The sequence below is a fragment of the Pseudomonas entomophila genome, from assembly GCF_018417595.1.
GTDB lineage: Bacteria > Pseudomonadota > Gammaproteobacteria > Pseudomonadales > Pseudomonadaceae > Aquipseudomonas > Aquipseudomonas entomophila_C.
On record NZ_CP070982.1, the window covers coordinates 87,353 to 113,476 of the forward strand.

Consider the following 26,124-nt stretch of genomic DNA (forward strand, 5'->3'; position numbering starts at 1 on the left):
CCGCCGGGAAGTGCCTGGTTGATGTGAACGGTACGCGCTACTTCCACTCGAAGATTTTCCAGGAGGGGATCAGCATGTCTGGCTGGTCTGAGCGAATGAAGTTGGCGTCAGTACCATCGGCGCGTACCAGGAAATAAGGCTTGCCACCTTTAGGGGTGACCTTGATCGCATACAGGAAGCCATTCTGCCGGTATTCCTGGATGGTTTTGTCGCCTTCCGTGCGAATGGTCACATCGGGATCTGCCGATGGGGCGTCGTCCGCCGCCAGGGTGACGGCTGGCAGGGTGGCCAGCAGACCGAGCAGTAACAGGCGATTGGGTGTACGCATGATAACCTAGTCCTTTTGTCGTCATTGATCCGGCTATTCTAGCTCCGGACCCGCCGAAAAGGTTGATTCTCCTCATGAGCCAAGCACCCCTCGTCCTGGTGGACGGTTCCTCCTACCTCTACCGCGCCTTTCACGCGCTGCCGCCGCTGACCACCTCCAAAGGTATGCCGACGGGCGCGGTCAAGGGCGTGCTGAACATGCTCAAGAGCCTGCGCAAGCAGTACCCGGACAGCCTGTTCGCGGTGGTCTTCGACGCCAAGGGCGGCACCTTCCGTGATGCCATGTTCGCCGAGTACAAGGCCAACCGCCCAAGCATGCCCGATGACCTGCGGGTGCAGGTCGAGCCGCTGCACGCCAGCGTGCGTGCCCTGGGTTACCCGCTGTTGTGCGTCGAGGGTGTGGAGGCCGACGATGTGATCGGCACCCTGGCGCGCAGCAGCGCGGCGGCCGGCCGCCCGGTGATCATCTCGACTGGCGACAAGGACATGGCCCAGTTGGTGGATGGTCACGTCACGCTGGTCAATACCATGACCGGCAGCGTGCTGGATGTGGCTGGCGTGCACGAGAAGTTCGGTGTCGGCCCTGAACACATCATCGATTTCCTCGCGCTGATGGGCGACAAGGTCGACAACATTCCTGGCGTGCCGGGTGTTGGCGAGAAAACCGCCGTGGGCCTGCTGACCGGCATCGGTGGCGGCCTGAGCGACCTGTACCAGAACCTCGACAAGGTTCCGGGCCTGGCCATTCGTGGCGCCAAGACCCTGCCGGCCAAGCTCGAGGAGCACCGCGACGCGGCCTTCCTCTCCTATGAGCTGGCCACCATCAAGTGCGATGTGGAACTGGATGTCGAGGTCGACGCCCTGGTCTGTGGCGAACCGGACCGTGAAGCGCTGCTGGCGTTGTACACCGAGATGGAGTTCAAGAGCTGGGTCGCCGACGTGCAGCGCAGCGCGCCCCGCAAAGTTGATGGCGAAGCCGCCGTTGCATCCGAGGAAGCGCCCACGGTCAAGGTCGAGCCCAAGTACGAGACCATCCTCGACCAGGCACGTTTCGACGCCTGGCTGGAAAAGCTGCGCAAGGCGCCGCTGTTCGCCTTCGACACCGAGACCACTGGCCTTGATGCCCAGCAGGCCAGCATCGTCGGCCTGTCGTTCGCCGTCGAGCCCAATGAAGCCGCCTATGTACCGCTGGCCCACGACTACGAAGGTGCTCCGGCCCAGCTGGACCGTGAAGCCGTGCTGCTGGCACTCAAACCCCTGCTGGAAGACCCGGCCAAGGGCAAGATCGGTCAGAACGCCAAGTACGACATCAATATCCTGGCCAACGGCAACCCGGCCATCCTGATGCGTGGCGTGGCCTACGACACGATGCTCGAGTCCTATGTGCTCGACTCCACCGCCACCCGCCACGACATGGACAGCCTGGCGCAGAAGTACCTGGACCACACCACCATCGGGTTCGAGGACATCGCTGGCAAGGGCGCCAAGCAACTGACCTTCAACCAGATCCCGCTGGAGCAGGCCGGCCCCTACGCCGCCGAGGACGCCGACATCACCCTGCGCCTGCACCACGCGTTGCAAGCGCGCCTGGCGAAGACCCCCAGCGTGCTGCCGGTGCTGATGGACATCGAGATGCCGCTGGTGCCGGTGCTGGCGAAGATCGAGCGCCAGGGTGCGCTGGTCGATGCCGCGCTGCTCGGCGTGCAGAGCGGTGAGCTGGGCGCGAAGCTGGTCGAGCTGGAGCGCGAGGCTTACGCGCTGGCCGGCGAAGAATTCAACCTGGGTTCGCCGAAGCAGCTGGGCGCGATCCTCTACGACAAGCTGGGCATGCCGGTGCTGAGCAAGACCGCCAAGGGCCAGCCCTCCACCGCCGAGGCGGTGCTCGACGACCTGGCCGAGCAAGGTTATCCGCTGCCCAAGGTGCTGATGCAATACCGCAGCCTGAGCAAGCTCAAGAGCACCTACACCGACAAGCTGCCGGGGCAGATCAACCCACGCACCGGGCGTATCCACACCTCCTACCAGCAGGCAGTCGCCGCTACCGGGCGGCTGTCGTCCAGCGACCCGAACCTGCAGAACATCCCGGTGCGCACCGCCGAAGGCCGGCGGATACGCCAGGCCTTCGTCGCCAGCCCCGGCTACAAGCTGCTGGCGGCGGACTACTCGCAGATCGAGCTGCGCATCATGGCCCACCTGGCCAAGGACGAAGGCCTGCTGCATGCCTTCCGCAACGACCTGGACGTGCACCGCGCCACCGCCGCCGAAGTGTTCGGCGTCGCACTGGCGGACGTCACCACCGACCAGCGTCGCAGCGCCAAGGCGATCAACTTCGGCCTGATCTACGGCATGAGCGCGTTCGGCCTGGCCAAGCAGATCGGCGTCGACCGCAAGCAGTCCCAGGATTACATCGACCGCTATTTCGCCCGCTATCCCGGCGTGTTGGCCTACATGGAGCGCACCCGCGCCCAAGCCGCCGAGCAGGGTTTCGTCGAGACCCTGTTCGGCCGCCGCTTGTACCTGCCGGACATCAACGCCAAGAACCCGGCCCTGCGCAAAGGCGCCGAGCGCACCGCGATCAACGCCCCGATGCAGGGCACCGCGGCGGACATCATCAAGCGCGCCATGGTGGCGGTGGACAACTGGCTGGTCGACAGCGGGCTGGATGCCCGGGTGATCCTGCAGGTGCACGACGAACTGGTGCTGGAAGTGCGTGAAGACTTGGTCGAGCAGGTGAAAGATGAAATTCGTGGCTACATGAGCGGTGCCGCGGAACTCGATGTGCCGCTGCTGGTGGAAGTGGGTGTTGGCTCGAATTGGGACGAAGCTCACTAAACGCCGTGTGAAAGCTGTGTAGGATCTGCGGCGTAGTGTCGCGGATCCGCACTGGCCGCAGGCCATTAGATCCGGGGTTTCATGAAACTATCGCAAATAGTTTCGAGGGGCTCGGAACTAAATCGGTGAAGCGCTACTCAGAGGTACTGAATGGCTGGTGAAGCCTTTCGATGCTCCTATGTTGTGTTAAGTGTTGGCAGATATCTGGACCCCGCCCTAGCGGTCCGGACTTGAACCCCGAACTTCCCCCTCCCCATATGAAGTCCGGGGTTTTTTTTGCCCGGAATTCAGGATTGCACCGGTCCTTGTAGGAGCGGCTTCAGCCGCGATCACCCGCAAAGCGGGTGCCACGTACCGAGGTGCCTGTTTCGCGGCTGAAGCCGCTCCTACAGGTTCCGTGGCGATTCAGGCCACCGGCTTGTCTTCCAGCTCCATCCAGTCCGCCAGCACGCGGTAGGCTTCTTCCAGCCCCAGGCGCTTGGGCGCCGAGAACAACTGGATGGTCGTGCTATCGCCCCAACCCTTGCGAATCTCCGACTGCACCTTGAGCAGGGTGTTCTTGCCCGCGCCGTGGGTCAGCTTGTCGGCCTTGGTCAGCAGGATGTGCATGGGCATGCCGCTGGCCCGGGCCCAGTCGAGCATCATCTTGTCGAAGTCGGTCATCGGGTGGCGCACATCCATCATCAGGATCACCCCGCGCAGGCACTCGCGGCTGCCGAGGTAGGCCTCCAGGTGCTTCTGCCAGTGTTGCTTGAGCGGGATCGGCACTTTTGCATAACCGTAGCCCGGCAGGTCGACCAAACGCCGTTCATCGTCCAGACTGAAGAAATTCAGCAGTTGGGTGCGGCCGGGAGTCTTCGAGGTGCGTGCCAGGCTGGCGTGGGTCAGGGTGTTGAGGGCGCTGGACTTGCCGGCGTTGGAGCGGCCGGCGAAAGCCACCTCGTAACCCTGGTCTTCCGGGCATTGTTCGACCTTGGCGGCGCTGAGGGCGAATGTGGCTTTCTGGCAGAGGCCGAGGATGGGGTTCTTGACTTGCATGGGATATCCGATGTGGGTGTTGCCCAGCTCTGGAACGGTTGGCCCAGGCGCGGCAAGCGGTGTCGTTTCCGTTTGGATGGCGGAAGTATATAATGCCCCAGATTTTGTGTGCTCATTCTCCCAGCGAAGGCGGATGAGCATGGGGTGTCGAACAATAGCTCGCGCAACAGAACGCAGCGCGGCCCCCAACCCTGTCAGGTCGTTCCGCATGGCGAAATGGCTACTAGCTGTCGGTTTGTTCCTACCGTTTTTCAGCGCACAGGCTACACAGGATCCCGAGGCGTTGTACAACCGCAGCTGTGCGGCCTGTCACGCCGGACAGTTGCCACAGGCACCCAGGCAGGGTGACCGGGCAGCCTGGGAACCACGGCTGGCGCAAGGCATGGAGCAACTGGTGGTACATGTTACACAGGGTTTCAAGGCTATGCCGCCGCGTGGATTGTGCATGGACTGCAGTGCCGAGGACTACCGATTGGTCATTCTCTGGATGAGCGGCAGTCCCGATACATAACATTTCACCCTTAGCCGTGTTGGATTAGCTGATGAACAAACTATTCGTGAGTCTGCTGTTGACCATGGGGGTCGCAGGTGCGGCAAGTGCTGCGGAACCCATCAAAGGCGATGCTGCTGCCGGTCAGGCCAAAACCGCTGTCTGCGGGGCCTGCCACAACCCTGACGGCAACAGCCTGGCACCGAACTTCCCCAAACTCGCCGGCCAAGGCGAGCGGTATCTGGAAAAGCAGCTGCACGACATCAAGTCCGGCAAGCGCACCGTGCTGGAGATGACCGGCATGCTGGCGAACTTCAGTGACCAGGACCTGGCCGACATCGCCGCCTACTTCTCCAGCCAGAAGGGCAGCGTCGGCGCCGCCGACCCGAAACTGGTCGAACGTGGCCGCGCCCTGTTCAATGGCGGCGACCTCGAGAAGGGCATGCCGGCCTGTACCGGTTGCCACTCCCCCAATGGCGCAGGTCTAGCCCTGGCCGGCTTCCCTCACCTGGGCGGCCAGCACGCGCAGTATGTCGGCAAGCAGCTGACCGACTTCCGCGAAGGCAACCGCACCAACGACGGCGACGCCATGACCATGCGCACCATCGCCGGCAAGCTGAGCAACAAGGATATCGAAGCTCTGTCCAGCTACATCCAGGGCTTGCACTGATCCTGACGGTCTGGGCGTTAACACTCGGTTAATGCTTCAGCGCTAAAGATGAAAAGGGCAGCCCAGGCTGCCCTTTTTTCCATCCGTAGCCGTTACACTACAGAACTCGAGCCCTTCCCGACCTGTCTCACCAAGGTCGCGTCGAGGCGACCAAAGACTGCTCAGGAGTAAAGCATGCGTAAACTGATTCTCAGCGCTGCGCTGGTCGCCGCCAGCGTATTCGGTATGGCCGCCGTGCAGGCCGCGGAGCCTGCAACCGCCGGCAAGGAATATATCGAGCTGAGCAACCCCGTCCCGGTGTCCGTGCCAGGCAAGATCGAAGTCGTCGAGCTGTTCTGGTACGGCTGCCCGCACTGCTACCACTTCGAACCGACCATCAACCCTTGGGCTGAAAAGCTGCCAAAGGACGTCAACTTCAAGCGCGTCCCGGCCATGTTCGGTGGTCCGTGGGATAAACACGGCCAGATGTTCCTGACACTGGAAGCCATGGGTGTCGAGCATAACGTTCACGCCGCCGTCTTCGATGCCATCCAGAACAAGCGCATGAAACTGATGGAGCCTGGGGAAATGGCTGACTTCCTCGCCACCCAGGGCGTGGACAAGGACAAGTTCCTGGCCACTTACAACTCCTTCGCCATCCAGGGCCAGGTCAAACAGGCCAAGGAGCTCGCCAAGAAGTACGAGATCACCGGTGTTCCGAGCCTGGTGGTCAACGGCAAGTACCGCTTCGACCTGGGTACCGCTGGCGGTCCTGAAGGCGTGCTGAACGTCGCCGACCAGCTGATCGCCAAGGAGCGCGCCGCTAAGTAAGCGGCGACCGCCATGGGCCGGATCCGCTCGACACGTGGTATCGGCCTGCACCAGCCGCAGGTCAACGAGCGTCACCTGCAGGCCCCTGGCCTGCCGGAGGACGGTCGCCTGCGGCTGCTGAGCTTCAATATTCAGGTGGGCATCAGTACCGAGCGTTACCGCCATTACCTGACCCGCAGCTGGCAGCACCTGCTGCCGCATGCCGGCCGGTCCGGCAACCTGCAGAAGATCGGCGATCTATTGGGCGATTTCGACCTGGTGGCCCTGCAGGAAGCCGACGGCGGCAGTCTGCGTTCGGGCTACGTCAACCAGGTCGAGCACCTGGCGCAACTGGGGGCCTTCCCCTACTGGTACCAGCAGCTCAACCGCAACCTCGGGCGTTTCGCCCAGCACAGCAATGGTGTGCTCAGCCGCCTCAAGCCCCAGCAACTGGAAGACCATCCCCTGCCCGGCCCGGCCGGCCGCGGTGCGATCCTGGTGCGTTTCGGTGAGGGCGAGGATGCGCTGATCGTGGTGATGATGCACCTGGCGCTGGGGGCCAAGACCCGCGCCCGGCAGTTGGCCTATATTCGCGAGCTGATCGGCGGCTACCGGCACCAGATTCTCATGGGTGACATGAACACCCATGCCACCGACTTGCTTGATCACTCGCCGCTGCGCGATCTGGGCCTGGTCGCGCCCCAGGTCGAAGCCACCTTCCCCAGCTGGCGGCCGCAGCGCTGCCTGGATCACATCCTGCTCAGCCCGAGCCTGACGCTGGAGCGCGTCGAGGTCCTGGCACAGCCAATTTCCGATCACCTGCCCGTCGCCGTCGAGATCCGATTGCCTGAAGCCTTGACTGTGGATACGCTGCCGGTCCTGAGCTAGCGCCTGCAGCACTCAAGTCTTCGGTCTGTTCGCCGAAATCGAGTCATTACGGGACTAGATGCGATCACCGGATGCGGATCCTGGCATGACCGAAGAAGCCGAGCGCTGGAAAGAAAAATACCTTAAAAGCATCGAACAGCAGGAAAAGCTCGAGCGGCGCTGGGCCGCCCGTCTCGACTTGCTGCGTCGTGGCCTGGTGCGCAGCACCCTGGCGGCTGAAGGTAGCGACAAGATCGTTGACCAGTGCATGAAGGAAATGCGCGAGGTCATCCGCAGCGACAATATGGACGCCGGGCTGGCTGGGCTGATTCCACGCCTGGAAAAGGCCGTGCTCGACTCCGAGCAGCGTCGTGAAACCCGCATGACCCAAGTCAGCGATGCGTTGACCGCGCTGGTCACCCAGTTGCAGACCCTGCCCCTGCCCGGAGAAGTGGCGCGCCCGCTGAAGAAGCTGGCGAAGAAACTGGATGGCGGCGTCAGCCAGTCCCGTGAACTGCCCCCGCTGCTGGGCGAGCTCAGTGGCTTGCAAGGGCGCGCCCTCAACGCGGTGCAAAAGCCTGACGAGGAAGCCAGGCCTGGGTTTCTCCAGCGCCTGTTCGGCGGGCGTGACGAGCCTCAGGCCGAGATGGCCACGGCGGCTGTCGCCGTGACGTCCCCAGCGCTAGCGCCGGCCCCGGCCGAGGCACCCGCGGTACAACCTGCCCTGCCTGATGATGCGGACGAACTGCATGCCCTGAACACTGTGCCTGCGCCTGCGGTGGAGGAAGCGCCCGAACCTGAGCCGGACATCGAGGTACCGGGCCCCGCGTTGGTCGAAACCGTCGCGGTGATTCCTGTCGAGTCCGCGCTTGCGCCCGAGCCCGCCCCGGTAGTCGAGGAGGCACCAGCGCCTGAACTTGCCAGTGTCGAGCCCGAGGAACCACCCGCCGAAGAAGTTGAGCCGGCACAACTCCCCGCGCTCGCGGACATTGTGGAAGGCGAGGACGGCCCCTACGCCCTTCCTGATGCAGTAGAGCCCCCCTACAGCCAGGTGGCGGCCCATATCGAGCAGACCCTGATCGGCCTGCTCGACGACCTCAGCCTGCCCGAACGCCACAAGGCCCAGGCCCTGGAGATGCGCGAACGCGTTGCCCGCGGCCTCAACTGGTACGAGCTGATCCCGGTGCTGGACGACCTGGCCGTGCTCATGCTGGCCATTACCGACAGCGGCCAGCACGAGTTCGAAGCCTATCTGCAGCAACTCAACGAGCGCCTGGAAACCTTCCAGAGCCACCTGCACGAAGCCAGTGCCGGCCACGCGGACAATAGCTCCGCCGCCCGTGAGCTGGACAACCAGTTGCGCGAGCAGGTCGATGGCCTGCAGAGCAGCGTCCAGGGCGCCGCCGACGTGGACAGCCTCAAGCACATCCTGGAGAACCGCCTCGAGGGTTTGCTGGTGACCATGGATGAACACCAGCATGAGCGTGACCGTCGTGAACAGGAGCTGGCTGGCCGTCTGCAAGGGTTGGCCGAGCGGGTAGCGAGCATGGAGCAGGAAGCCCTCGGCTACCGCGAGCACCTCGAGGAGCAGCGCCAGAAGGCGATGATCGATCCGCTCACAGGCCTGCCCAACCGTGCCGCCTGGTCGGAGCGGGTCGAACATGAAGTACTCGACTGGCAGGAGAACGGTGGTCACCTGGCCATGGCGATTCTCGACCTCGACCACTTCAAGCGCATCAACGACGGCTACGGCCACCTGGCCGGCGACAAGGTGCTGAAGATCGTCGCCGACCAGTTGCGCAAGCGCCTGCGCGGCCGCGATTTCATCGCCCGTTTTGGCGGCGAGGAATTCGTCCTGCTGCTGCCGCAGACTTCGCCACCCGCGGCGGTGCAAGTCGCCGAGACGCTGCGCGCGGCGATCGAGGCCTGCCCGTTTCACTTCAAGGGCGAGCGTGTGGTGATTACCGCGTCCATCGGTATCAGCGCCTTCCGCTCCGGTGAGCGTGGCGACCAAGTGCTCAAGCGCGCGGACGACGCGCTGTATCGGGCCAAGGATAGAGGGCGTAATCGCATCGAACAGGGATAGCTGGACTGCGGGGGTGCGTAACAAGGCGTTGCGCATTCACTGCGATATCCCGCCCTTAGCACGTTATACTGTAGCGCTGTTGTCGCTTACCCTGACGTGCGTCCTGCAATGAAAAAACTCATCACCGCCCTGCTTCTACTCACCCTTGCTGGTTGCTCCAGTGGCCTGCGCATCGATCGCAGCCACCCTTCGGCCAACCAGGACAGCCGTATCCAGTTCGTCGTCCTGCATTACACCAATGCGTCGCTGGAGCGCTCCCTCGCATTGCTTACCCATGGCGAAGTCAGCAGCCACTATCTGATCGGCGATGGACCGGCGACGGTCTATCAACTGGTTGATGAAAACCGCCGTGCCTGGCATGCCGGCGACAGCCAGTGGCAGGGGCGTACCTGGCTCAATTCCAGCTCCATTGGCATCGAGATCGTCAACCAGGGCTATACCGACACGCCGAACGGGCGGGTCTGGCACCCCTACAGCGAGGCGCAGATCCAGTCGTTGATCGCCTTGCTCAGGGACATCGTCAAGCGCAACAACATCGACCCCCGGCACATCATCGGGCACAGCGACATCGCCCCGTTGCGCAAACTTGACCCGGGCCCATTGTTCCCCTGGAAGCGCCTGGCCGACGCCGGCCTGGGCATCTGGCCCGAGGCTGGCGCGGTGGCGCGGCAGCAGGCGTATTTCGAGGCCAACCCCCCCAGCATTGGCTGGTACCAGCAGCAACTGGCACGTTTCGGCTATGCCATCGAGCAGACCGGTACCCTGGATGTGGCGACCCGCCATGTGATCGCGGCGTTCCAGATGCGCTTCCGCCCACAGCGTTTCGATGGCATGCCGGACGCCCAGACCGCCGCGATGCTGCAGGTGCTCAACCGCAAGCGCTGACCTTGTCTTGAGGGGCTTGCCCCTCGAGTGTTGCGCCAAACGGCCAGGCCGATCGTCCATTCCGTTGCTATACCTTTGGTAATCAACCGGATGCCGCGCATGTCTGCCCTGATCGCTTCGATGCGCCAATTTTTTTACCATCCGTGGCTGCTTGCCGTGATCGCGGCACTGGCCAGCGCCGCCCTGTTGCTGGCCGCCAGCGTCGGGCTGACCCTGCAACAGATGAAGCAAAGCGAGATCGAGCAGATGAACGCGCGGGGTGAGCGTTTCCTGGATCGTCTGGAGCAAGTGTTCGGCCAACTGCGTGAAGGGGTCGACCAACTCGAGGGGCAAAACCTGCGCGGCTGTGGCCCGGCGATGCTCGAGCAACTGCAGCAGGTGGCGCTGAAATCGCGTTTCATCTATGAGGCGGCTTACGTGGATGGCCGGGACAGCTGCTCCAGCCGAGGCGCAGACCGACAGGTCGACGCCTTGCGAAAGCCGGATATCCGCGGGCCCACCTACAGCTACTGGCTGAATACCACCACCGAACCCAATGACAACCTTGCCGCACTGATGCTTGGGCGCGGCAGGTTCCTGGTGTCCACTTCCCGGGGCCATCTTTCCGATGTGGTCGACCTGCCTCCCGGTGGCAGCCTGCTGGTGGTGCTCGATCGCGGCAACCGTGCGATCCCGGTGCTGGGCCCGGAGCAGCGCTGGCCTCCGACCGCAGACTGGCCGCCGCCCTTGCACAAGCCGTTGCTCGAATTGCCTGACCGGCTGGTGTACCTCATGTCGACCAAATCGCCGGACTACCAGTTGGTGCTGATCGCCCCTCGTGCCAGCCTGCCATTGAGGCTCAATGGCCTGCTCTGGCTGCTGTTTCCCGGCAGCGTGGTGCTGGCCGGCTGCATTGGCTGGCTGGTGCTGCAACTGATCCAGCAGCGCCGCTCGATGAGTTCGGAGCTGCAACAGGCTCTTCGCCGGGGCGAACTGCAGGTGCTCTACCAGCCGATCTTCGAACTGGACAGCCGCCGCTGCGTCGGTGCCGAGGCACTGGTGCGCTGGCGGCGTCCGGACGGCAGCCTGACCAGCCCGGAGTTGTTCATCCCGCTGGCGGAGAACACTGGGCAGATCCGCGAGATCACCGATTTCGTGCTGCAGCGGGTGCTCGAGCAGCTGGGGCAGCTGCTGCGCGCCAACCCACGACTGTACATCTCGGTGAACCTGGCGGCCTGCGATGTCATGGAGCCGCGCATTGGTCGCGTGGCCCAGCGACTGCTGGCCCAGCATCGGGTGGCGGCCAGCCAGATCGCCTTCGAGGTCACCGAGCGTGGCCTGATCGATGTGGTGGTGGCGCGGGACAACCTGCAGACCTTGCGTGCCGTGGGGCACCAGGTGCTGATCGATGACTTCGGTACGGGCTACTGCAGCCTGGCCTATCTACAGACCCTGCCAGTGGATTGCCTGAAGATCGACAAGGCCTTCATCGACGCCCTGGGGCACGATGCCGCCAGCAGTGGCGTGGCGCCGCATATCATTCGCATGGCCCATGACCTGCATCTGCGGGTGATCGCCGAAGGGATCGAGTCGGAGGACCAGGCGGAATTGCTCAACAGCGAAGGGGTGAACTACGGGCAAGGATGGCTGTTCGCCCACCCGCTCAACGCCCGCCAGTTCGTCGAGCTGATCACCCGCGGGCGCCGGGTGGCGGGGCGGCGGATCGATGATGAGCCGTGAATAGAGACTCGCCCGTAGGAGCGGCTTGAGCCGCGATCACCCGCGAAGCGGGTGCCATACAGGGTGATGCCTGCATCGCGGATAAATCCGCTCCTACAGAGGAGTTTGCTGCCTGTGGGATCAGACAGGCAGCGCCATGTAGAACTGCGTCCCCTGCCCTGGCCGCGAGAACACGCCCATGCGGCCGCCATGCAGCTGCACGATCTCCTTGCACAGTGCGAGCCCCAATCCGGCCCCGCCCTTCTTGCGGCCGACCTGTACGAACGGCTCGAAGATCCGTCCCTGCTGCCCATAGGCGATGCCTTCGCCGTTGTCCTCGACGCTGATGATCACCCGCTCGGCATGGCGCCGCGCATGCAGGCGGATACGCCCGCCGATGGCGGTATGGCGGATGGCGTTGTGCAGCAGGTTGTCCAGTACCCGGTCGAGTTGCGCCGCGTCGGCCTGGATGCGTGGCAGGGGCGGTTCCAGCTCGCGGAGCAGTTCGATCTGCTTGTTCGCCGCCTGTTCGGCGAAGCGGGTCTGTGCGCGCTCGAACAATTCATCGAGGGCGCAGGGGGCCAGTTCCAGCTTTTGCAGGCCGCTCTGGTAGCGAGAGAAGTTCAGCAAGTCATTGATCAGCTGGGTGAGGCGCTGCATTTCCTCGGCGATGGTGTCGAGCAGGTCGTTCTCCCGGGCACCTGTCGGGAAGCTGACGCGCTCGCGCAGCAGGCCGAAGGCCATGTGCATCCCCGTGACCGGCGTGCGCAGCTCATGGGACGCACGCAGGACGAACTCGCTGCGTACACGCTCGAAGGCGCGTTGCTCGGTGACATCGTGCAGCACCATCACGGCACCGAGGATAGGTCCCTGGGGGTGGCTGACCGGGGTCAGGCTGTAGGTCAGCAGACGGCTTTCCTCGTCCACTTCCAGGTTCAGGTCGTCTGGTGGCCGGTCCAGGCTGCCGCCACGCAGCACCTGACGCAGTTGCTGTTCCAGCTCCGGACGTTGCAGGGCCTCGGCCAGGCTTGCACCCAGGCGGCTGGGGTCCCAGCCAAGCTGGCGCTGGGCCACGGGGTTGAGGTGTTCCAGGCGGCCCTGGCGGTCGATGATCAGCAGGCCGTCGTCGATGCTGTCGAGCACTGCCTGCAGGCGCTGCTGGCCGGCCAGCAGTTCGTCGATATTGGTGGCCTGGTGCTTGCGCAAGGCATCGGCCATCAGGCCGAAACGGCGGGTCAGCTGGTTCAGTTCGGTGGCTTGGGTGACCGGTAGGGTGACGTCGAAATTGCCCTGGCCGACTTGGTCTGCTGCCTTGGCCAATGCCTCGATCGGTTGGCCGAAGCGGCGTGCAATGTTATGCGCGGTGATGAAGCCCAGCACCAGCACGGTCAACCCCATCAAGCCGAGCAGGCCGCTGACCAGCAGCGCGTGGTCGCGGGATTTCTCTTCGCTGCGGATGATGTGTTCCAGTGCCTGCCGGTGGGAGTCGAGCAAGTCGGCGCGCACCTGGTTGAACGCAGCGCCCAGCGGCTGCTCCACTCCCATGCTGCGGGCGGGGGCCGGGCTCTCACGGTAGGCCTGGACGAACGCCTGGTAATTGCTGGCAGCCTTGCTGAAGCCTGTGCGCTCGCCACCTTGCTCCAGGCCCTGGTTGAGCAATGTCTGGAACTGCTCCTGCAGGGTGACCAGGTTGTTCGGGTTGGTGTCCTCGTCGAGCATCAGGTTCAACTGCTCGCCCAGGTTCTGTCGCAGCCTCAGGCCCAGGTCCAGCGAGTGCGTGGTGTCTTGGACCAGGCGCTGTTGCTGGGTGGCCATCTGCATCACGCTGACCAGGCCCAGCAGCAGCCCGAGCAGCGCCACCGTGATCAGCGCCGAGATGCTGAGGAACAGGCGCGTGCGCAGCTTCATCGGCCATTTCATAAGTTGTACTGCTTGCGTTTGCGGTACAGCGTCGAAGCGTCGATACCCAGGGTCTTGGCAGCCTGGTCGAGGGTGTCGCTGGTGGCCAGCACCGCGCCGATGTGGGCGCGCTCAAGTTCTTCCAGGCTCAGGGCTGCGCCGACCCGTGGCGTGTTGCCGGCAGGCTGTTCACCCATGCCCAGGTGGCTGATTTCCACCCGTTCCTGGGGGCAGATGATGCTGGCGCGCTCGACCACGTTGCGCAGTTCGCGGATGTTGCCGGGCCAGCGGTAGTTGAGCAGCGCCGCGCGGGCCTCGTCACTGAAGCCTTTGGCTGGTCGCGAGTACTCCTTGACGAAGCGGGCCAGGAAACGATCGGCCAGGGTCAGGATGTCCTCGCTGCGCTCGCGCAAGGGCGGCAGATGAAGAGTGATGACGTTCAGGCGGTAAAGCAGGTCCTCGCGGAAGCGGTTTTCGCGGACCATTTCCTCGAGGTTGAGGTTGGTCGCCGCGAGGATGCGCACATCGGCGCGGCGGGTGACTGGGTCACCGACCCGCTCGTATTCCTTGTCCTGAATGAAACGCAGCAACTTTGGTTGCAAGGTTAGGGGGAAGTCGCCGATCTCGTCGAGAAACAGCGTGCCACCGTCGGCCTGGCTGACCCGTCCCAAGGTGCTTTCGCTGGCGCCGGTGAACGCCCCGCGAGTGTGGCCGAACAGTTCGCTTTCCATCAGCTCGGCGTTGAGCGATGGGCAGTTGATGGTCACGCAGGCCTTGCGGGCGCGCTTGCTCCAGCCATGGATGGCGCGGGCCAATTCCCCCTTGCCGGTGCCAGACTCGCCGAGGATGAGGATGTTGGCGTCGGTGGTCGCTACCTGCCGGGCGGTTTCCAGCACGGCCATCATGGCCGGGCTGTGGGAGTCCAGCCCGTCCTTGGGTTTGCGCACTTCGCCTTCGAGGGCTTCCAGGCGCGCCGACAGCTGCCGCACTTCCAGTTGCTTGGCGGTGGCCAGGCGTAGCTGGTCGGGGCTACAGGGTTTGACCAGATAGTCGGCGGCGCCGGCCTGGATGGCGTCGACTGCGGTGTCGATGGCCGAATGCGCGGTGACGATCACCACCCGCATCCAAGGGGCCTGGATGCGCATCTGTGCCAGGACGTCGAGGCCATTGTCCTCGCCCAGGCGCAGGTCGAGGAAGCACAGGTCGAATACCTGGCGTTGCAGCAGGGTCTCGGCCTGGGCGGCGCTGTTGGCGGTGGCCACGCTGTAGCCTTCGTCCTCGAGGCAGTAGCGGAACGTGCGCAGGATCGCGGACTCGTCGTCCACCAGCAGGATGCGGCCTTGGTTGTCCTGGGCTGGTTCCATTTCCTACGCTCCTTTGGGGTTGGTCTCAGTTAGTGTCGGAAAAATCGGGCAAGTTGCATGGTCGATTCTGATTGATTCATCGATATGCATGCTAGCCGCTTGCCAGGATGATGACCAAGTGCCTGAAAATCATGGGGTTGTGTGCTTTGTGGGCGGGGTGTTTGGAGAAATGGCGCTGCTGCGCAGCGCATCGCGGATGAATCCGCTCCTATAGGCACGGTAACGTTGATTCATCCGCGATGCGCCGCATCAGCGGCGCTCGATCTTACAGGCGCTGCAACGCCTGAAGACAGGGACGTGAATCGTGCAAAGTGCACGGCGTACAGAAGCGCATCGTGCAGGATACGTCCCAGGCGGCCACTTAACAAATGCATAAATTATTGATTTAAAAGCATTTTTATTTGCGCGAAAGACTGGCACGCCAGCTGCACCTACCTGTTCAAGACAGACAACAGGTCCAGCAGGAGGAGCCGGCATGAATCGCCAACCCGTCAACCGCACGCAGAGTTTCACCCTGCCCCTGCGCCAGCTGCTGTTCCTCGCCATGGCCGTGCTGCTCACCTTGGCGGCCGGGCAGTTCTACTACAGCCTGCAGACCGCTCGCCTGGCCGAACAGGTGGCGATGCAGACCGCGCTGTTGACTCAGTTGAAGGCCAGTCATGCCAGCACCCTGGTGAAGGCGGCCGAACCACTGCCCGCCGCCGACGCCACGCCTGCTGCCGTCGAGAACATCGTGCCTCAGGACCGCTGGGTGTTCTGAACCCCGGACAACGATCGATTTCGCACAAGAAAGGAGAGACATCATGCTGAGTTGGGCCATCACCTTCCTGATCATCGCCATTGTCGCCGCGGTACTGGGCTTCGGTGGTATCGCTGGCGCAGCGACCGGTATCGCGAAGATCCTGTTCATCATCTTCCTGGTGCTGTTCGTGGCTTCTTTCTTCTTCGGACGCGGCAGGGGTTGAACCATGAGCCGGATGCTTTGCACTGCCCTGGCCGGCGCCCTGCTTCTGGGCGCCGGAACGGTGGCAATGGCGGCCAATGACGGCCAGGTCCGTGCCGACCAGTTGCTGGGCACGGACCCCGAATACCGGGAAACCTGGCAGGACACGATCAAAGGTGAGGAGCGCCTGCCCGAGTGGGTGATCAACCTCAGTGGCAGCGCACCGCTACAGATGTCCGCGGTGACCGAGGACGGTGACAAGTACCTGGTCGGCCCGCTCTGCGAGTCGCAGGGCAACTGCACCTACAAACGGCTGATCGTGGCTTTCAGCTGGGACAAGGAACATGCCTACGGGATGCTCGTGGAAGTGCCCGAGGGGCTGCCTGCCGACAAGTCGCCCACCCGCCATGCCGAGTACCGCTGGCTCGGCAAGCCGGACGACGGCATGCAGGCGCTGCTGCGCGAGCAGCTCAAGCGCGACCCGAACTGGTACTGACCAGCGGTCACGCTCTGTAACGCAATGGAAGCTGAACCTTTTTATCGTTCTGGCTTCTATGTTGCGCGGCCCCGAGGACGGGCCGCGCATGACCAGGGGGCCGGGCCGTTCTGACTGTTGCAGGGTCGGAGTGGCCTAGGGGTACAGGGAGTGCCTCCGCGATGGGCCGGGTCAGGCGAGGGTGGCATCGGAAGCTGCAGATCGGCCGTGTCGAGCACGATGCGCTGACCGGTCTGGCTTCCGAAGCGCCTCTTGTAGGAATTCTTCCTTTTGTATGCACGACTTTTTACCAAGACACATTTTGTCTCGACCGTATATCGAAATTTTTTGGGCTGTCCGATAGGTCAGGTCAGATGGCATTTCAGCCATTCGGATTGTCGAACACGCCATTCGAACCCCCGCATGCATACCTCTAAATCGGCCTAAAAATGGCGCTTTGGTCTTGTTCGGAAATCCGAACGTTGAAAATCAAGGCTTTGGCGATGCCCGATTTGCAGGTTGAGTCTCATGCCGATTCGGCATAGGGTAGTCGTTTCCGGCATTAGACTGCCCTCCTTCCCATCGCAATAGTTGCCGCCTTTTTCCCTGACCCGAGCACCTGAAACATTCGCTCGCGGTGTCCTTACATGGGGTCACCGGACGGCAAGCTCTGCAACCAAAATGCTGTTAACAGCTCTGGAACGCGGCTTTCCGCTTGGTGCCCGTGACCACTACAACAAAGGGTAATGACATGAAGAAGGCAAAACTGAGCCTCGCCTGGCAGATCGTGATCGGTCTGTTGCTGGGCGTTGCAGTCGGCGCGCTACTGAATCATTTCAGTGCGGAAAAGGCATGGTGGATCAGCAACGTCCTCCAGCCCGCTGGCGACATCTTCATTCGCCTGATCAAGATGATCGTCGTCCCGATCGTGATTTCGTCGCTGATCGTGGGCATCGCCGGGGTTGGCGACGCGAAGAAACTGGGCAGCATTGGCCTGAAGACCATCATCTACTTCGAGGTGGTGACCACCATCGCCATCGTCGTCGGCCTGGTTCTCGCCAACGTGTTCCACCCGGGCGCCGGCATCGACATGAGCACCCTGGGCACCGTCGACATCTCCAAGTACCAGGCCACCGCGGCCGAGGTGCAGCATGAGCACGCGTTCATCGAGACCCTGCTCAACCTGATCCCGTCGAACATCTTCGCGGCGCTGATGCGTGGCGAGATGCTGCCGATCATCTTCTTCTCGGTCATGTTCGGCATGGGCTTGTCGAGCCTCAACGCCGACCTGCGCGAGCCGCTGGTGCGTACCTTCCAGGGCGTGTCGGAGACCATGTTCAAGGTCACCCACATGATCATGAACTACGCCCCGATCGGCGTGTTCGCCCTGATCGCCGCCACCGTCGCCAACTTCGGTTTCGCCTCGCTGCTGCCGCTGGCCAAGCTGGTACTGCTGGTGTACTTCGCCATCGCCTTCTTCGCCTTCATGGTGCTGGGCCTGGTGGCGCGCGTGTTCGGCTTCTCGGTCATCAAGATCATGCGCATCATGAAGGACGAGCTGATCCTCGCCTACTCCACCTCCAGCTCCGAGACCGTGCTGCCGCGCGTGATCGAGAAGATGGAGAAGTACGGCGCGCCGAAGTCGATCTGCTCGTTCGTGGTTCCGACCGGCTACTCGTTCAACCTCGACGGCTCGACCCTGTACCAGAGCATCGCGGCGATCTTCATCGCCCAGCTGTACGGCATCGATCTGTCCTGGAGCCAACAGCTGTTGCTGGTGCTGACCCTGATGGTCACCTCCAAGGGTATCGCCGGCGTGCCGGGCGTATCCTTCGTGGTACTGCTGGCCACCCTGGGCAGTGTGGGTATTCCGCTGGAAGGCCTGGCCTTCATCGCCGGCGTCGACCGCATCATGGACATGGCCCGTACCGCGCTGAACGTGGTGGGCAACGCCCTGGCCGCCGTGGTCATCGCCAAGTGGCAGGGTATGTACGACGCCGAGAAAGGCGAGGCGTACTACAAGTCGCTGGTGCTGGACAAAGGCAAGAGCGAGGCCGTGGTGGCGGGCAAGACCGTCAACCAGTAAGCCTTTGCGCTGAACGAAAAGCCCCGACTTGTCGGGGCTTTTTGCATTTTGAACTCAACGCGCCCCACTGTGGGAGCGGGCTTGCCCGCGAACACCGGCAAAGCCGGTGCCATCCATCGCGCAGGCCACTTCGCGGGCAAGCCCGCTCCCACAGGCAATGCATGTGTCGGAGTGATCATGCGCTATCATTCGGGCATTTTTCACGGGGGAACATACGGATGCTCAACGGCCTGTGGCTCGGCTTTTTCCTGGTGGCGGCCATCTCCGCCCTGGCCCAGTGGCTGGTGGGTGGCAACGCCGGCATCTTCGCCGCCATGGTCGAGAGCATCTTCGCCATGGCCAAGCTGTCGGTGGAGGTCATGGTCCTGCTGTTCGGCACCCTGACCCTATGGCTGGGCTTCCTCAAGATCGCCGAGAAGGCCGGCATCGTCGAATGGCTGGCCAAGGTACTCGGCCCCTTGTTCGCCCGGTTGATGCCGGAAGTTCCTCCCGGTCACCCTGCCCTGGGCCTGATCACCATGAACTTCGCCGCCAACGGCCTGGGCCTGGACAACGCCGCCACGCCCATTGGGCTCAAAGCCATGCGTTCGCTGCAGGAGCTCAACCCCAGCAGCACCACGGCGAGCAATGCGCAGATCCTGTTCCTGGTGCTCAACGCCTCGTCGCTGACCCTGCTACCGGTGACCATCTTCATGTACCGTGCCCAGCAAGGCGCGGCCGACCCGACCATGGTGTTCCTGCCGATCCTGCTGGCCACCAGCTGCTCGACGCTGGTCGGGCTGCTGTCGGTGGCGGTGATGCAGCGCCTGCGCCTGTGGGACCCGGTGGTGCTCGCCTACCTGATTCCCGGCGCCCTGCTGCTGGGCGGCTTCATGGCCTTTCTCGGCACCCTGTCGGCGGCCGCGCTGGCCAGCCTGTCGTCGATCCTTGGCAACCTGACGCTGTTCGGCGTGATCATCCTGTTCCTGGTGATCGGCGCGTTGCGCCGGGTGCAGGTGTACGAGGCGTTCGTCGAGGGCGCCAAGGAAGGCTTCGACGTGGCCAAGAGCCTGCTGCCATACCTGGTGGCGATGCTGGTGGCGGTCGGTGTGCTGCGCGCCTCCGGTGCCCTCGAACTGGCCCTGGACGGTATCCGCCATGCGGTGAACTGGATGGGCCTGGACACCCGCTTCGTCGAGGGCCTGCCCACCGCGCTGGTCAAGCCGTTCTCCGGCAGCGCGGCGCGGGCCATGCTGATCGAGACCATGCAAACCCAAGGCGTGGACAGCTTCCCGGCGCTGGTGGCGGCGACCATCCAGGGCAGCACCGAGACCACCTTCTACGTGCTGGCGGTGTATTTCGGCGCGGTGGGTATCCAGCGGGTACGCCACGCGGTGGGTTGCGCATTGCTGGCCGAGCTGGCCGGGGTGATCGCGGCGATCTTCGTCTGCTATTGGTTCTTCGGCTGAGCCTGGCTGATGGTCCAGTCGATCACCTGGCGCGCCAGCTGGTCGCTGGCCGTGCCGAAGCCGGCGACTACCGCTGGCACCTGCTGTTCGCCTAGCGGCTGGCGCACCTCGAAGCGCTTGCTGGCGAGGATGCGCTGGCTGCGCCCCTGCACCAGCCGCGCGTCATAGCGGATCACCACCTCCACGCTTCCTCCAGGCCGATACTCGGTTTGGAAGGATTGCAACTCCCCCCCCAGCTCATAGTCGGCCTGCAGGTTGCTGTCGTCGGCGCTCAGGCGCTGTACCCGGCCGTCGCGCTGGAATCCATCGAGCAGGCGGTTGCGCACCAGCATCGGCACCGGGTCGCTCCAGCGCGCGCCCTTGTAGCTGCTGATCACATCACCCTGGGGAATCACTGCGATGCGTGGCCCGGCCAGGGCTTCGCTGGCCAGGGGCTTGTTCAGGCGCAACGACCATTCCTGCGGGGACGCGCCGCGGGCTACCTGGCTGACCGGCAGGCGATAGATATCCACAGGCTCGCCCTGGGGCAGGATCGAGCAGGCTGACGCCAGGCTCAGGGTGGCGGCGAGCGCGGCCGGGCGCAGGGACGGCTTCATGGCTGGAACTCCTTGTTGTTGTCGCGGCCCAGCAGGTAGCCGCTGGGGTCGGCCTCCAGGCGCCGGGAGATGCCCTTGAGCGAGTTGAGGGTCTCGCGTAGCTCGCGGATCGCCGGGGACAACTGGTTCAGGCCCTGGGCGCCGTCGTCGATGGACTGGCGGTTGTCCTGCAGCAGGCTGTTGAGGGTCGCGGCGCTTTCGGCCAGCGCTTGCATGGCCTGCTCGGCACTGCCGATCGCCTGCTTGCCCTGGTTGCCCAGCAGGCCGTTGGCGTTGTGCATCAATGCTTGGGTTTCGGCGAGCGTGGCGTTGGCCTGCTTGCCGACCTGGGCCAGTTGTTCGATGGCTGCGGAAATCCCGCCCTTCTGGTTGGCGAAGGCGCCGGTGGTCTGTTCCAGGTTGGCCAGGGTGTTGCTCAGCCGCTCGATGTTGCCCTCGGAGAACATCTGGTTGGCGTTGTGCAGCAGCAGGTTGATGTTGGTCACCAGGTCGCTGCTGTCGTTGAGCAGGCGCGAGATCGGAGAAGGCGAGGCGACGATCACCGGCAGCTTGCCGTCCTTGCCCTTGAGCTCGGGGCTCTGTGGGGTTCCGCCGCTGAGCTGGATGAACGCGTTGCCGGTGACGCCGGCCAGCGTGAGCTTGGCCTGGGTGTCCTCCTTGACCGGCGTGTCACCGCTCAGGCGCACGCGGGCCAGGACCCGGCGCGGGTCCTTCGGGTCCAGGCGCAGGCTGCTGACATCGCCGACCTTGATGCCGTTGTATTGCACCGGGCTGCCACGGGACAGCCCCGACACCGCCTCGTTGAACACTACTTCGTAGTCCTTGAAAGCCGTGTCGACGCTGGACTTGGTCAGCCACAGGCCGAACAGCATGGCGCCAGCCACCACCAGCACGGTGACCAGGCCGATCAGGACATGATGAGCTCGGGTTTCCATCGTTCAGCGCTCCTGGCGGGCGCGCAGGGCGGCGTCTTCGGCCGCCCGGCCGCGCGGGCCGTGAAAGTATTCGTGAATCCACGGGTCGTCGGCCTGCTCGACTTCGCTGAGCGGCCCGGCCACCAGCACCTTCTTCTGCGCCAGCACCGCCACCCGGTCGGTGATGGTGTAGAGGGTGTCCAGGTCGTGGGTGATCAGGAACACCGACAGGCCCAGGGCGTCACGCAGGGTGAGAATCAGTTGGTCGAAGGCGGCGGCGCCGATCGGGTCGAGGCCCGCGGTGGGTTCGTCGAGGAACAGGATGTCCGGGTCCAGGGCCAGGGCGCGGGCCAGGGCGGCACGCTTGATCATGCCGCCGGACAGCGACGCGGGGTATTTGTCGGCGGCGCTGATCGGCAAGCCGGCCAGGGCCAGCTTCACCCCGGCCAGGTGCTCGGCGTCGGCTCGCGACAGCCCGGCGTGCTCGATCAACGGCAGGGCGACGTTCTCGGTGACGGTCAGTGACGAGAACAGCGCGCCCTTCTGGAACAGCACGCCGAAGCGCCGCTCCACCAGCGAACGCTGCGTTTCATCCAGCGTGGCCAGGTCCTGGCCGAACACCTTTACCTGGCCTTCATTGGGCCGCCGCAAACCGATGATGCTGCGCAGCAGCACCGACTTGCCGCTGCCCGAACCACCGACCACGGCGAGAATTTCGCCACGGTACAGGTCCAGGTCGAGGTTTTCATGCACGCTCTGGCTAGCGAAACGGTTGCAGATGCCCCGCGCCTCGATCACCGCTTCCCGGCCCGTCACCAGCCCATCTCCATGAAGAACAGCGCGGCCACTGCGTCCAGCACGATGACCACGAAGATCGACTGCACCACGGCGGAGGTGGTGTGTGCACCCACCGACTCGGCGCTGCCGCTGACCTTGAAACCTTCCAGGCAGCCGATGGCGGCGATCAGGAAGGCGAAGAACGGCGCCTTGGCCAGGCCCACCAGAAAGTGCTGCACGCCGATGTCGCTCTGCAGCAGCGAGAGGAACATGGCCGGCGAGATATCCAGGGTCAGCGCGCAGACCACTGCGCCGCCGATCATGCCGCAGAGCATCGCGACGAAGGTCAGCAGCGGCAGCGCGATCAGCAGTGCCAGCACCCGCGGCACCACCAGCAGTTCGATGGGGTTCAGGCCCAGGGTGCGGATGGCGTCGATCTCTTCGTTGGCCTTCATCGAGCCGATCTGCGCGGTGAAGGCGCTGGCAGTGCGACCAGCCATGAGGATGGCGGTCAGCAGCACGGCGAATTCGCGCAGGAAAGAGAAGGCCACCAGGTCGACGGTGAAGATCGTCGCACCGAACGCGGCCAGCACGGTGGCGCCGAGGAAAGCCACCACGGCGCCGACCAGGAAAGTCAGCAGGGCCACGATCGGCGCGGCGTCGAGGCCGGTCTGCTCGAGGTGCGCGACCACCGGGGTGACCCGCCAGCGGTGGGGCTGGAACAGGCGCAGCAGCAAGGTTTCGAGGATCAGGCCGATGAAGCCCAGCACTTGACGGGTGTCCTGCCACAACTGGTCGACCGCCCGGCCGATGCGTGCCAGCAGCAAGAGCAGCACCGGCTGCTCGGGCTGCTTGACCGGGATGCAGTAGTCCTGCACCGAGCAGTAGACGTTCTTGAGCAAGGCTCGGCTGGCGTCGGGGAGGCCGTCGGTGCAGCGCGACAGGCGTTCGGAGCCCAGCAGCTCGGCCAGCAGCGAGGCGCCAGCGGTGTCCAGGCGACCCAGCTGGCTGAGGTCGACCTGGGTGTCATCGCCGTATTGGCTGCCCAGGCGCTCGCACTCGCGCTTGAGGCTGGTGTAGTGGGCCAGGGTCCAGTCGCCGGTGATGTGCAGGCGGGTGGGCTGCTGCTGGGTGTCCAGGGTAGCGCTCGGGGCGGTCATAGGCTCCATGCATCTGACTGGGGGCATAGAGGCTGATCATAGCGCACTCTCATGGAGCAAAATCCAACCCTTTGACCAGACACGTCCACTGTAGGAGCGGCTTGAGCCGCGATCACCCGCGAAGCGGGTGTCCTGAGCCCGCGTCGCCTGCATCGCGGCTAAAGCCGCTTGTACAGGTGAACAGGGCCCTATTTCGGCGCGGTATCGTCCACCACCTTGAACCGCAATACCCCGATCACCTGGCCATCCTCGGTCAGCACCCGCACCTGCCACTTGCCCACCGGGTTGGGCGGGAAGTTCTGCTTGTGGGTCCAGGCGCGGTAACCCTCCTTGCGCCCGCCATGGATATCCAGGGCGATGCGGTCGACCTCTTTGCCGTTGAGCTGCCACACATGGTAGATGCGCTCGTTCAGCCCGCGCGGCGCATTGATCGCGGTATAGGCGTACAGCCCGCCGCTGCGGATGCGGCTGGCGGCGACTTCGTCCAGCGATGCGCCTGGCTGGCGGTTGAGCACTTCGGTGCTGATCGCCACGTCGGTCATCCACAGGGTGGCCGGCGGCACCCAGGAGCGCAGCAGCCAGCCACCGCCCCCCACTGCCAGGGTGACCAGCACCAGCCCCACGCCACGACGCCAGTTGTTGATCGGGAAGCTGCTGGCCAGGCTCGGGAACGACAACGCCATGGCGGCCACCAGCGCCAGCTTGAAGCTCTGCGCGGTGGTCAGGTTGAGGATGATCGGCAGCGCCGTGAGCATGGCGGCGAACAGCGTCAGGGTGTGCAGCGCCAGGAACAGCCAGCGCCGCGGCGCCAGCCACTTGTGGTACAGCGGGTCGACGATCGAGATCAGCCCGGCGGCGCCGAGCAGGCCGGTGAACACCAGCTGGCCACTGTTCCAGGTGGTGGTTATGAAGAAGAACGGCAGGACGAAGAACAGGCTTTCCTGGTGGATCATCTGCGTCGCGAAACGCAGCAGCGGCTGCGGGATCTCGCGCTTGAAGGTGCGGGCGAACAGCTCGGTGAGGGTGTTCTCCAGCATCAGCCAGACCCAACTGATCAGCATGGCGATGGCAATCCAGCTGGCCAGGCCGGCCTGGCGGTCGACCAGGATGAAGCTGCAGATCCCGGAGACGAAACCGTAGAGCGCGATGACGCCGGGGTAGCGCTTGAGCAGTTCGATCACGCGCAGGACGAAGTTGGGTAGTGGGGGCATGGGTCTACAACAGGATGGATGGGTAACTGCGCCGGTCTCATCGCGGATAAATCCGCTCCTACAGGATTCGCGGTGAAGGAATCCTGTAGGAGCGGATTTATCCGCGATAAGGTCGACACAGGATACCGCCGAATCACTACTCCCGAGTAGCACCGCTGGGGCGATTCGCCATCACGCGGCGTCGGCGGATCAGGCCGATGGCCAGGAGTACACCCAGTAACAACGCCAGCAACCCGTACAGCTCGTCATACCCCAGCAGCGGTTTCTCGATCCGCAGGTAGCCCGGCTCCTTCAGTAGCTCGCGCAAAGCCGCGTCGGCCTCTTTCAGGGTGACCTGGCGCAGCTTGCGCATCGGGTCGCTGAAGCGCCCGTTCTCATAGTCGTTGAGCGCCCCCCAGTAATAGTCGGCCAGTGCCGTGTTGCCCTGGGTGCTCCAGCTTTCGCGGGCGATCGCCGCTTCCTTGATCCGGGCGAAGGTGTCTGGGTCAAGGCCATGCTTGCGCAGATGGTCGAACAACTGCGCGAGCACTTTTACCGCGGTGTCGATGTCCTGGCGTTCGAGGTCGGCGTTGAGGCTGAGCATGCCACTGTCGCCGAAGCTCTCGCGCTGCGCCGAGGGGCCGTAGGACAGCCCGTGGCGCAGGCGCAGCTGGTCATACAGCGCCCAATCCAGGTAGCGCGAGAGCAGTTCCAGGGTCTGCTCGTGGCCGGTGTCCAGGGTAGGTTCTATGAACAGCCAGTGCAGCTTGATGCTGTCGCCCAGCCAGCCGCGGGTCAGGTCGCGGCGCTGCTCGGCCTGCTGGCTGATGCTCTCGAGATTGCGCCGTTCCTCCGGCTCCGTCGCCGGCAGCTCACCGAAAGTCCGTTCAAGATAGGCCGGCAGCAGGCGGTCGAGGCCGCCGACGACGATCAGGGTCATGTTGTTGGCGACATACCAGTGCTCGCGCAGGTGCTGGACCTGCTCGAGGGTCATGTCGTCGACGTCGGAGCGCTCCTTGCACTTGAGGCCCAGCTCCGTTGCCAGTTGCTCGCTGGCCGGGTGGCCAACCTCCTGGCGATCGAGCCAGCGTTGCAGGTGACCGTAGTGGCCGCCATCCTCGCGCTCGATGATCTTCTTCGCCGTGGCCAGGGCCTTGGCGTCGATGCGCGTGTCACGCAGCAATGAGAGCAGCAGGTCGAGCACCTTGCGCTGGTTGCGCGCCGGGGCCTCGATGACGAACGTGGTGTCGGCGCTGCTGGTGAAAGCATTCCATTCCCCGCCCAATGCCTGGATGCGTTCTTCCAGGCCGCCCTCCCCGGTCTCATCGATGCCGCTGAACAGCAGGTGCTCCAGCAGGTGCGGCAGCTCGCGCTGGTCGCAGCCGAAGTCGTCGAGGCCTACGCCCACTACCAGGCGGATCGAGACATGGTCACGTTCGTAGCCGGACTTGAGGATCACCTGCAGGCCGTTGGGCAACAGGTAGCCTTCGACCCGCGAGCGATCGAGGGCGAGGCTGGGCAGGCTGCAGATCAGCAGGCAAACGAACATCAGGCAACGCATGGGCGAGCTTCGGTCTCCGGGGTGGGTGA

At 64.0% G+C, this 26,124-nt stretch carries 23 protein-coding genes; 13 read left to right on the plus strand and 10 right to left on the minus strand.

The features are described from left to right. Positions 1–37: 37 nt before the first annotated feature. Positions 38–328, minus strand: a complete 291-nt coding sequence (locus JYG34_RS00405) for a DUF2782 domain-containing protein (protein WP_011531530.1) — start codon at positions 326–328, stop codon at positions 38–40. Positions 329–402: 74 nt separating this feature from the next. On the opposite strand from JYG34_RS00405, the gene polA reads away from it, so the two are divergent. Further along, a complete protein-coding gene (polA, locus tag JYG34_RS00410; RefSeq protein ID WP_213659043.1) occupies positions 403–3,159 on the plus strand; it encodes a DNA polymerase I in 2,757 nt (918 codons plus the stop codon). Between the two features lie 405 nt (positions 3,160–3,564). Here polA and yihA read toward each other — a convergent pair whose 3' ends face one another. After that, entirely contained in the window at positions 3,565–4,197 is a 633-nt protein-coding gene (gene yihA, locus JYG34_RS00415) for a ribosome biogenesis GTP-binding protein YihA/YsxC (protein ID WP_011531532.1), read from the minus strand. A 208-nt stretch (positions 4,198–4,405) separates the two neighbouring features. Here yihA and JYG34_RS00420 point away from each other — a divergent pair, with 208 nt between their 5' ends. From JYG34_RS00420 to JYG34_RS00450, 7 genes are all read left to right on the plus strand, one after another. After that, entirely contained in the window at positions 4,406–4,708 is a 303-nt protein-coding gene (locus JYG34_RS00420; protein ID WP_011531533.1) for a c-type cytochrome, read from the plus strand. 31 nt (positions 4,709–4,739) lie between these two features. After that, positions 4,740–5,357: a c-type cytochrome gene (locus tag JYG34_RS00425; protein ID WP_213659044.1), complete on the plus strand. Its 618-nt coding sequence runs from the start codon at positions 4,740–4,742 to the stop codon at positions 5,355–5,357. A gap of 174 nt (positions 5,358–5,531) precedes the next feature. Next, complete coding sequence (dsbA, locus tag JYG34_RS00430) at positions 5,532–6,167, plus strand: thiol:disulfide interchange protein DsbA (protein WP_213659045.1); 636 nt, start codon at positions 5,532–5,534, stop codon at positions 6,165–6,167. A gap of 12 nt (positions 6,168–6,179) precedes the next feature. After that, positions 6,180–7,034, plus strand: coding sequence for an endonuclease/exonuclease/phosphatase family protein (locus tag JYG34_RS00435; RefSeq protein ID WP_213659046.1), 855 nt, complete (start codon positions 6,180–6,182; stop codon positions 7,032–7,034). Positions 7,035–7,119: 85 nt separating this feature from the next. Further along, positions 7,120–9,099: a GGDEF domain-containing protein gene (locus JYG34_RS00440; protein ID WP_213659047.1), complete on the plus strand. Its 1,980-nt coding sequence runs from the start codon at positions 7,120–7,122 to the stop codon at positions 9,097–9,099. A 108-nt stretch (positions 9,100–9,207) separates the two neighbouring features. Beyond that, entirely contained in the window at positions 9,208–9,984 is a 777-nt protein-coding gene (locus JYG34_RS00445; RefSeq protein ID WP_213659048.1) for an N-acetylmuramoyl-L-alanine amidase, read from the plus strand. Positions 9,985–10,083: 99 nt separating this feature from the next. Next, positions 10,084–11,703: an EAL domain-containing protein gene (locus JYG34_RS00450; protein WP_213659049.1), complete on the plus strand. Its 1,620-nt coding sequence runs from the start codon at positions 10,084–10,086 to the stop codon at positions 11,701–11,703. A gap of 120 nt (positions 11,704–11,823) precedes the next feature. Here JYG34_RS00450 and JYG34_RS00455 read toward each other — a convergent pair whose 3' ends face one another. Continuing rightward, positions 11,824–13,602 carry a KinB sensor domain-containing domain gene (locus JYG34_RS00455; protein WP_213659050.1) on the minus strand — a complete coding sequence of 593 codons (1,779 nt, stop codon included), beginning with the start codon at positions 13,600–13,602 and terminating at the stop codon, positions 11,824–11,826. After that, the gene (algB, locus tag JYG34_RS00460; RefSeq protein ID WP_213659051.1) at positions 13,599–14,945 is read right to left on the minus strand and encodes a sigma-54-dependent response regulator transcription factor AlgB; all 1,347 of its coding nucleotides are present in this window, start codon (positions 14,943–14,945) and stop codon (positions 13,599–13,601) included. Before algB ends, JYG34_RS00455 begins: the two co-directional genes overlap by 4 nt. Before the next feature lie 475 nt (positions 14,946–15,420). Between algB and JYG34_RS00465 the strand changes: the two genes are divergently transcribed. The 5 genes from JYG34_RS00465 (at position 15,421) to JYG34_RS00485 (ending at position 19,897) form a co-directional block, all read left to right on the plus strand. Continuing rightward, positions 15,421–15,705: a hypothetical protein gene (locus JYG34_RS00465; protein WP_213659052.1), complete on the plus strand. Its 285-nt coding sequence runs from the start codon at positions 15,421–15,423 to the stop codon at positions 15,703–15,705. Positions 15,706–15,748: 43 nt separating this feature from the next. Continuing rightward, complete coding sequence (locus JYG34_RS00470) at positions 15,749–15,910, plus strand: DUF1328 domain-containing protein (protein WP_011531543.1); 162 nt, start codon at positions 15,749–15,751, stop codon at positions 15,908–15,910. Between the two features lie 3 nt (positions 15,911–15,913). After that, complete coding sequence (locus JYG34_RS00475; RefSeq protein ID WP_213659053.1) at positions 15,914–16,384, plus strand: inhibitor of vertebrate lysozyme family protein; 471 nt, start codon at positions 15,914–15,916, stop codon at positions 16,382–16,384. Positions 16,385–17,114: 730 nt separating this feature from the next. Beyond that, the gene (gene gltP / locus JYG34_RS00480; protein WP_011531545.1) at positions 17,115–18,449 is read left to right on the plus strand and encodes a glutamate/aspartate:proton symporter GltP; all 1,335 of its coding nucleotides are present in this window, start codon (positions 17,115–17,117) and stop codon (positions 18,447–18,449) included. 218 nt (positions 18,450–18,667) lie between these two features. Beyond that, positions 18,668–19,897 (plus strand): nucleoside recognition domain-containing protein, encoded by a 1,230-nt coding sequence (locus JYG34_RS00485; protein WP_213659054.1) that lies wholly within the window; start codon positions 18,668–18,670, stop codon positions 19,895–19,897. Here JYG34_RS00485 and JYG34_RS00490 read toward each other — a convergent pair. From JYG34_RS00490 to JYG34_RS00515, 6 genes are all read right to left on the minus strand, one after another. Then, entirely contained in the window at positions 19,879–20,493 is a 615-nt protein-coding gene (locus tag JYG34_RS00490) for an ABC-type transport auxiliary lipoprotein family protein (RefSeq protein WP_213659055.1), read from the minus strand. The genes JYG34_RS00485 and JYG34_RS00490 overlap by 19 nt on opposite strands. Further along, on the minus strand, positions 20,490–21,428 hold the full coding sequence (locus JYG34_RS00495) for an MlaD family protein (RefSeq protein WP_213659056.1): 939 nt from the start codon (positions 21,426–21,428) through the stop codon (positions 20,490–20,492). Before JYG34_RS00495 ends, JYG34_RS00490 begins: the two co-directional genes overlap by 4 nt. 3 nt (positions 21,429–21,431) lie before the next feature. Continuing rightward, complete coding sequence (locus tag JYG34_RS00500) at positions 21,432–22,223, minus strand: ABC transporter ATP-binding protein (RefSeq protein ID WP_213659057.1); 792 nt, start codon at positions 22,221–22,223, stop codon at positions 21,432–21,434. Then, positions 22,220–23,353, minus strand: a complete 1,134-nt coding sequence (locus JYG34_RS00505) for an ABC transporter permease (RefSeq protein ID WP_213659058.1) — start codon at positions 23,351–23,353, stop codon at positions 22,220–22,222. Before JYG34_RS00505 ends, JYG34_RS00500 begins: the two co-directional genes overlap by 4 nt. 179 nt (positions 23,354–23,532) lie before the next feature. Then, complete coding sequence (locus tag JYG34_RS00510; RefSeq protein WP_213659059.1) at positions 23,533–24,555, minus strand: DUF5924 family protein; 1,023 nt, start codon at positions 24,553–24,555, stop codon at positions 23,533–23,535. A gap of 136 nt (positions 24,556–24,691) precedes the next feature. Continuing rightward, positions 24,692–26,095, minus strand: coding sequence for a M16 family metallopeptidase (locus JYG34_RS00515; protein ID WP_213659060.1), 1,404 nt, complete (start codon positions 26,093–26,095; stop codon positions 24,692–24,694). Between the last annotated feature and the right edge of the window lie 29 nt (positions 26,096–26,124).

What these genes read in the sequence shown, in the direction of transcription:
- JYG34_RS00445 (WP_213659048.1), top strand. Translation starts at nt 9,208, where the DNA reads ATGAAAAAACTCATCACCGCCCTGCTTCTACTCACCCTTGCTGGTTGC.
- gltP (WP_011531545.1), top strand. Translation starts at nt 17,115, where the DNA reads ATGAAGAAGGCAAAACTGAGCCTCGCCTGGCAGATCGTGATCGGTCTG.
- JYG34_RS00420 (WP_011531533.1), top strand. Translation starts at nt 4,406, where the DNA reads ATGGCGAAATGGCTACTAGCTGTCGGTTTGTTCCTACCGTTTTTCAGC.
- JYG34_RS00505 (WP_213659058.1), bottom strand. Translation starts at nt 23,353, where the DNA reads ATGGAGCCTATGACCGCCCCGAGCGCTACCCTGGACACCCAGCAGCAG.
- JYG34_RS00475 (WP_213659053.1), top strand. Translation starts at nt 15,914, where the DNA reads ATGAGCCGGATGCTTTGCACTGCCCTGGCCGGCGCCCTGCTTCTGGGC.
- JYG34_RS00450 (WP_213659049.1), top strand. Translation starts at nt 10,084, where the DNA reads ATGTCTGCCCTGATCGCTTCGATGCGCCAATTTTTTTACCATCCGTGG.
- JYG34_RS00435 (WP_213659046.1), top strand. Translation starts at nt 6,180, where the DNA reads ATGGGCCGGATCCGCTCGACACGTGGTATCGGCCTGCACCAGCCGCAG.
- JYG34_RS00470 (WP_011531543.1), top strand. Translation starts at nt 15,749, where the DNA reads ATGCTGAGTTGGGCCATCACCTTCCTGATCATCGCCATTGTCGCCGCG.
- JYG34_RS00455 (WP_213659050.1), bottom strand. Translation starts at nt 13,602, where the DNA reads ATGAAATGGCCGATGAAGCTGCGCACGCGCCTGTTCCTCAGCATCTCG.
- JYG34_RS00405 (WP_011531530.1), bottom strand. Translation starts at nt 328, where the DNA reads ATGCGTACACCCAATCGCCTGTTACTGCTCGGTCTGCTGGCCACCCTG.
- dsbA (WP_213659045.1), top strand. Translation starts at nt 5,532, where the DNA reads ATGCGTAAACTGATTCTCAGCGCTGCGCTGGTCGCCGCCAGCGTATTC.
- JYG34_RS00485 (WP_213659054.1), top strand. Translation starts at nt 18,668, where the DNA reads ATGCTCAACGGCCTGTGGCTCGGCTTTTTCCTGGTGGCGGCCATCTCC.
- yihA (WP_011531532.1), bottom strand. Translation starts at nt 4,197, where the DNA reads ATGCAAGTCAAGAACCCCATCCTCGGCCTCTGCCAGAAAGCCACATTC.
- JYG34_RS00510 (WP_213659059.1), bottom strand. Translation starts at nt 24,555, where the DNA reads ATGCCCCCACTACCCAACTTCGTCCTGCGCGTGATCGAACTGCTCAAG.
- JYG34_RS00515 (WP_213659060.1), bottom strand. Translation starts at nt 26,095, where the DNA reads ATGCGTTGCCTGATGTTCGTTTGCCTGCTGATCTGCAGCCTGCCCAGC.
- JYG34_RS00490 (WP_213659055.1), bottom strand. Translation starts at nt 20,493, where the DNA reads ATGAAGCCGTCCCTGCGCCCGGCCGCGCTCGCCGCCACCCTGAGCCTG.
- JYG34_RS00465 (WP_213659052.1), top strand. Translation starts at nt 15,421, where the DNA reads ATGAATCGCCAACCCGTCAACCGCACGCAGAGTTTCACCCTGCCCCTG.
- JYG34_RS00425 (WP_213659044.1), top strand. Translation starts at nt 4,740, where the DNA reads ATGAACAAACTATTCGTGAGTCTGCTGTTGACCATGGGGGTCGCAGGT.
- JYG34_RS00440 (WP_213659047.1), top strand. Translation starts at nt 7,120, where the DNA reads ATGACCGAAGAAGCCGAGCGCTGGAAAGAAAAATACCTTAAAAGCATC.
- JYG34_RS00495 (WP_213659056.1), bottom strand. Translation starts at nt 21,428, where the DNA reads ATGGAAACCCGAGCTCATCATGTCCTGATCGGCCTGGTCACCGTGCTG.
- algB (WP_213659051.1), bottom strand. Translation starts at nt 14,945, where the DNA reads ATGGAACCAGCCCAGGACAACCAAGGCCGCATCCTGCTGGTGGACGAC.
- polA (WP_213659043.1), top strand. Translation starts at nt 403, where the DNA reads ATGAGCCAAGCACCCCTCGTCCTGGTGGACGGTTCCTCCTACCTCTAC.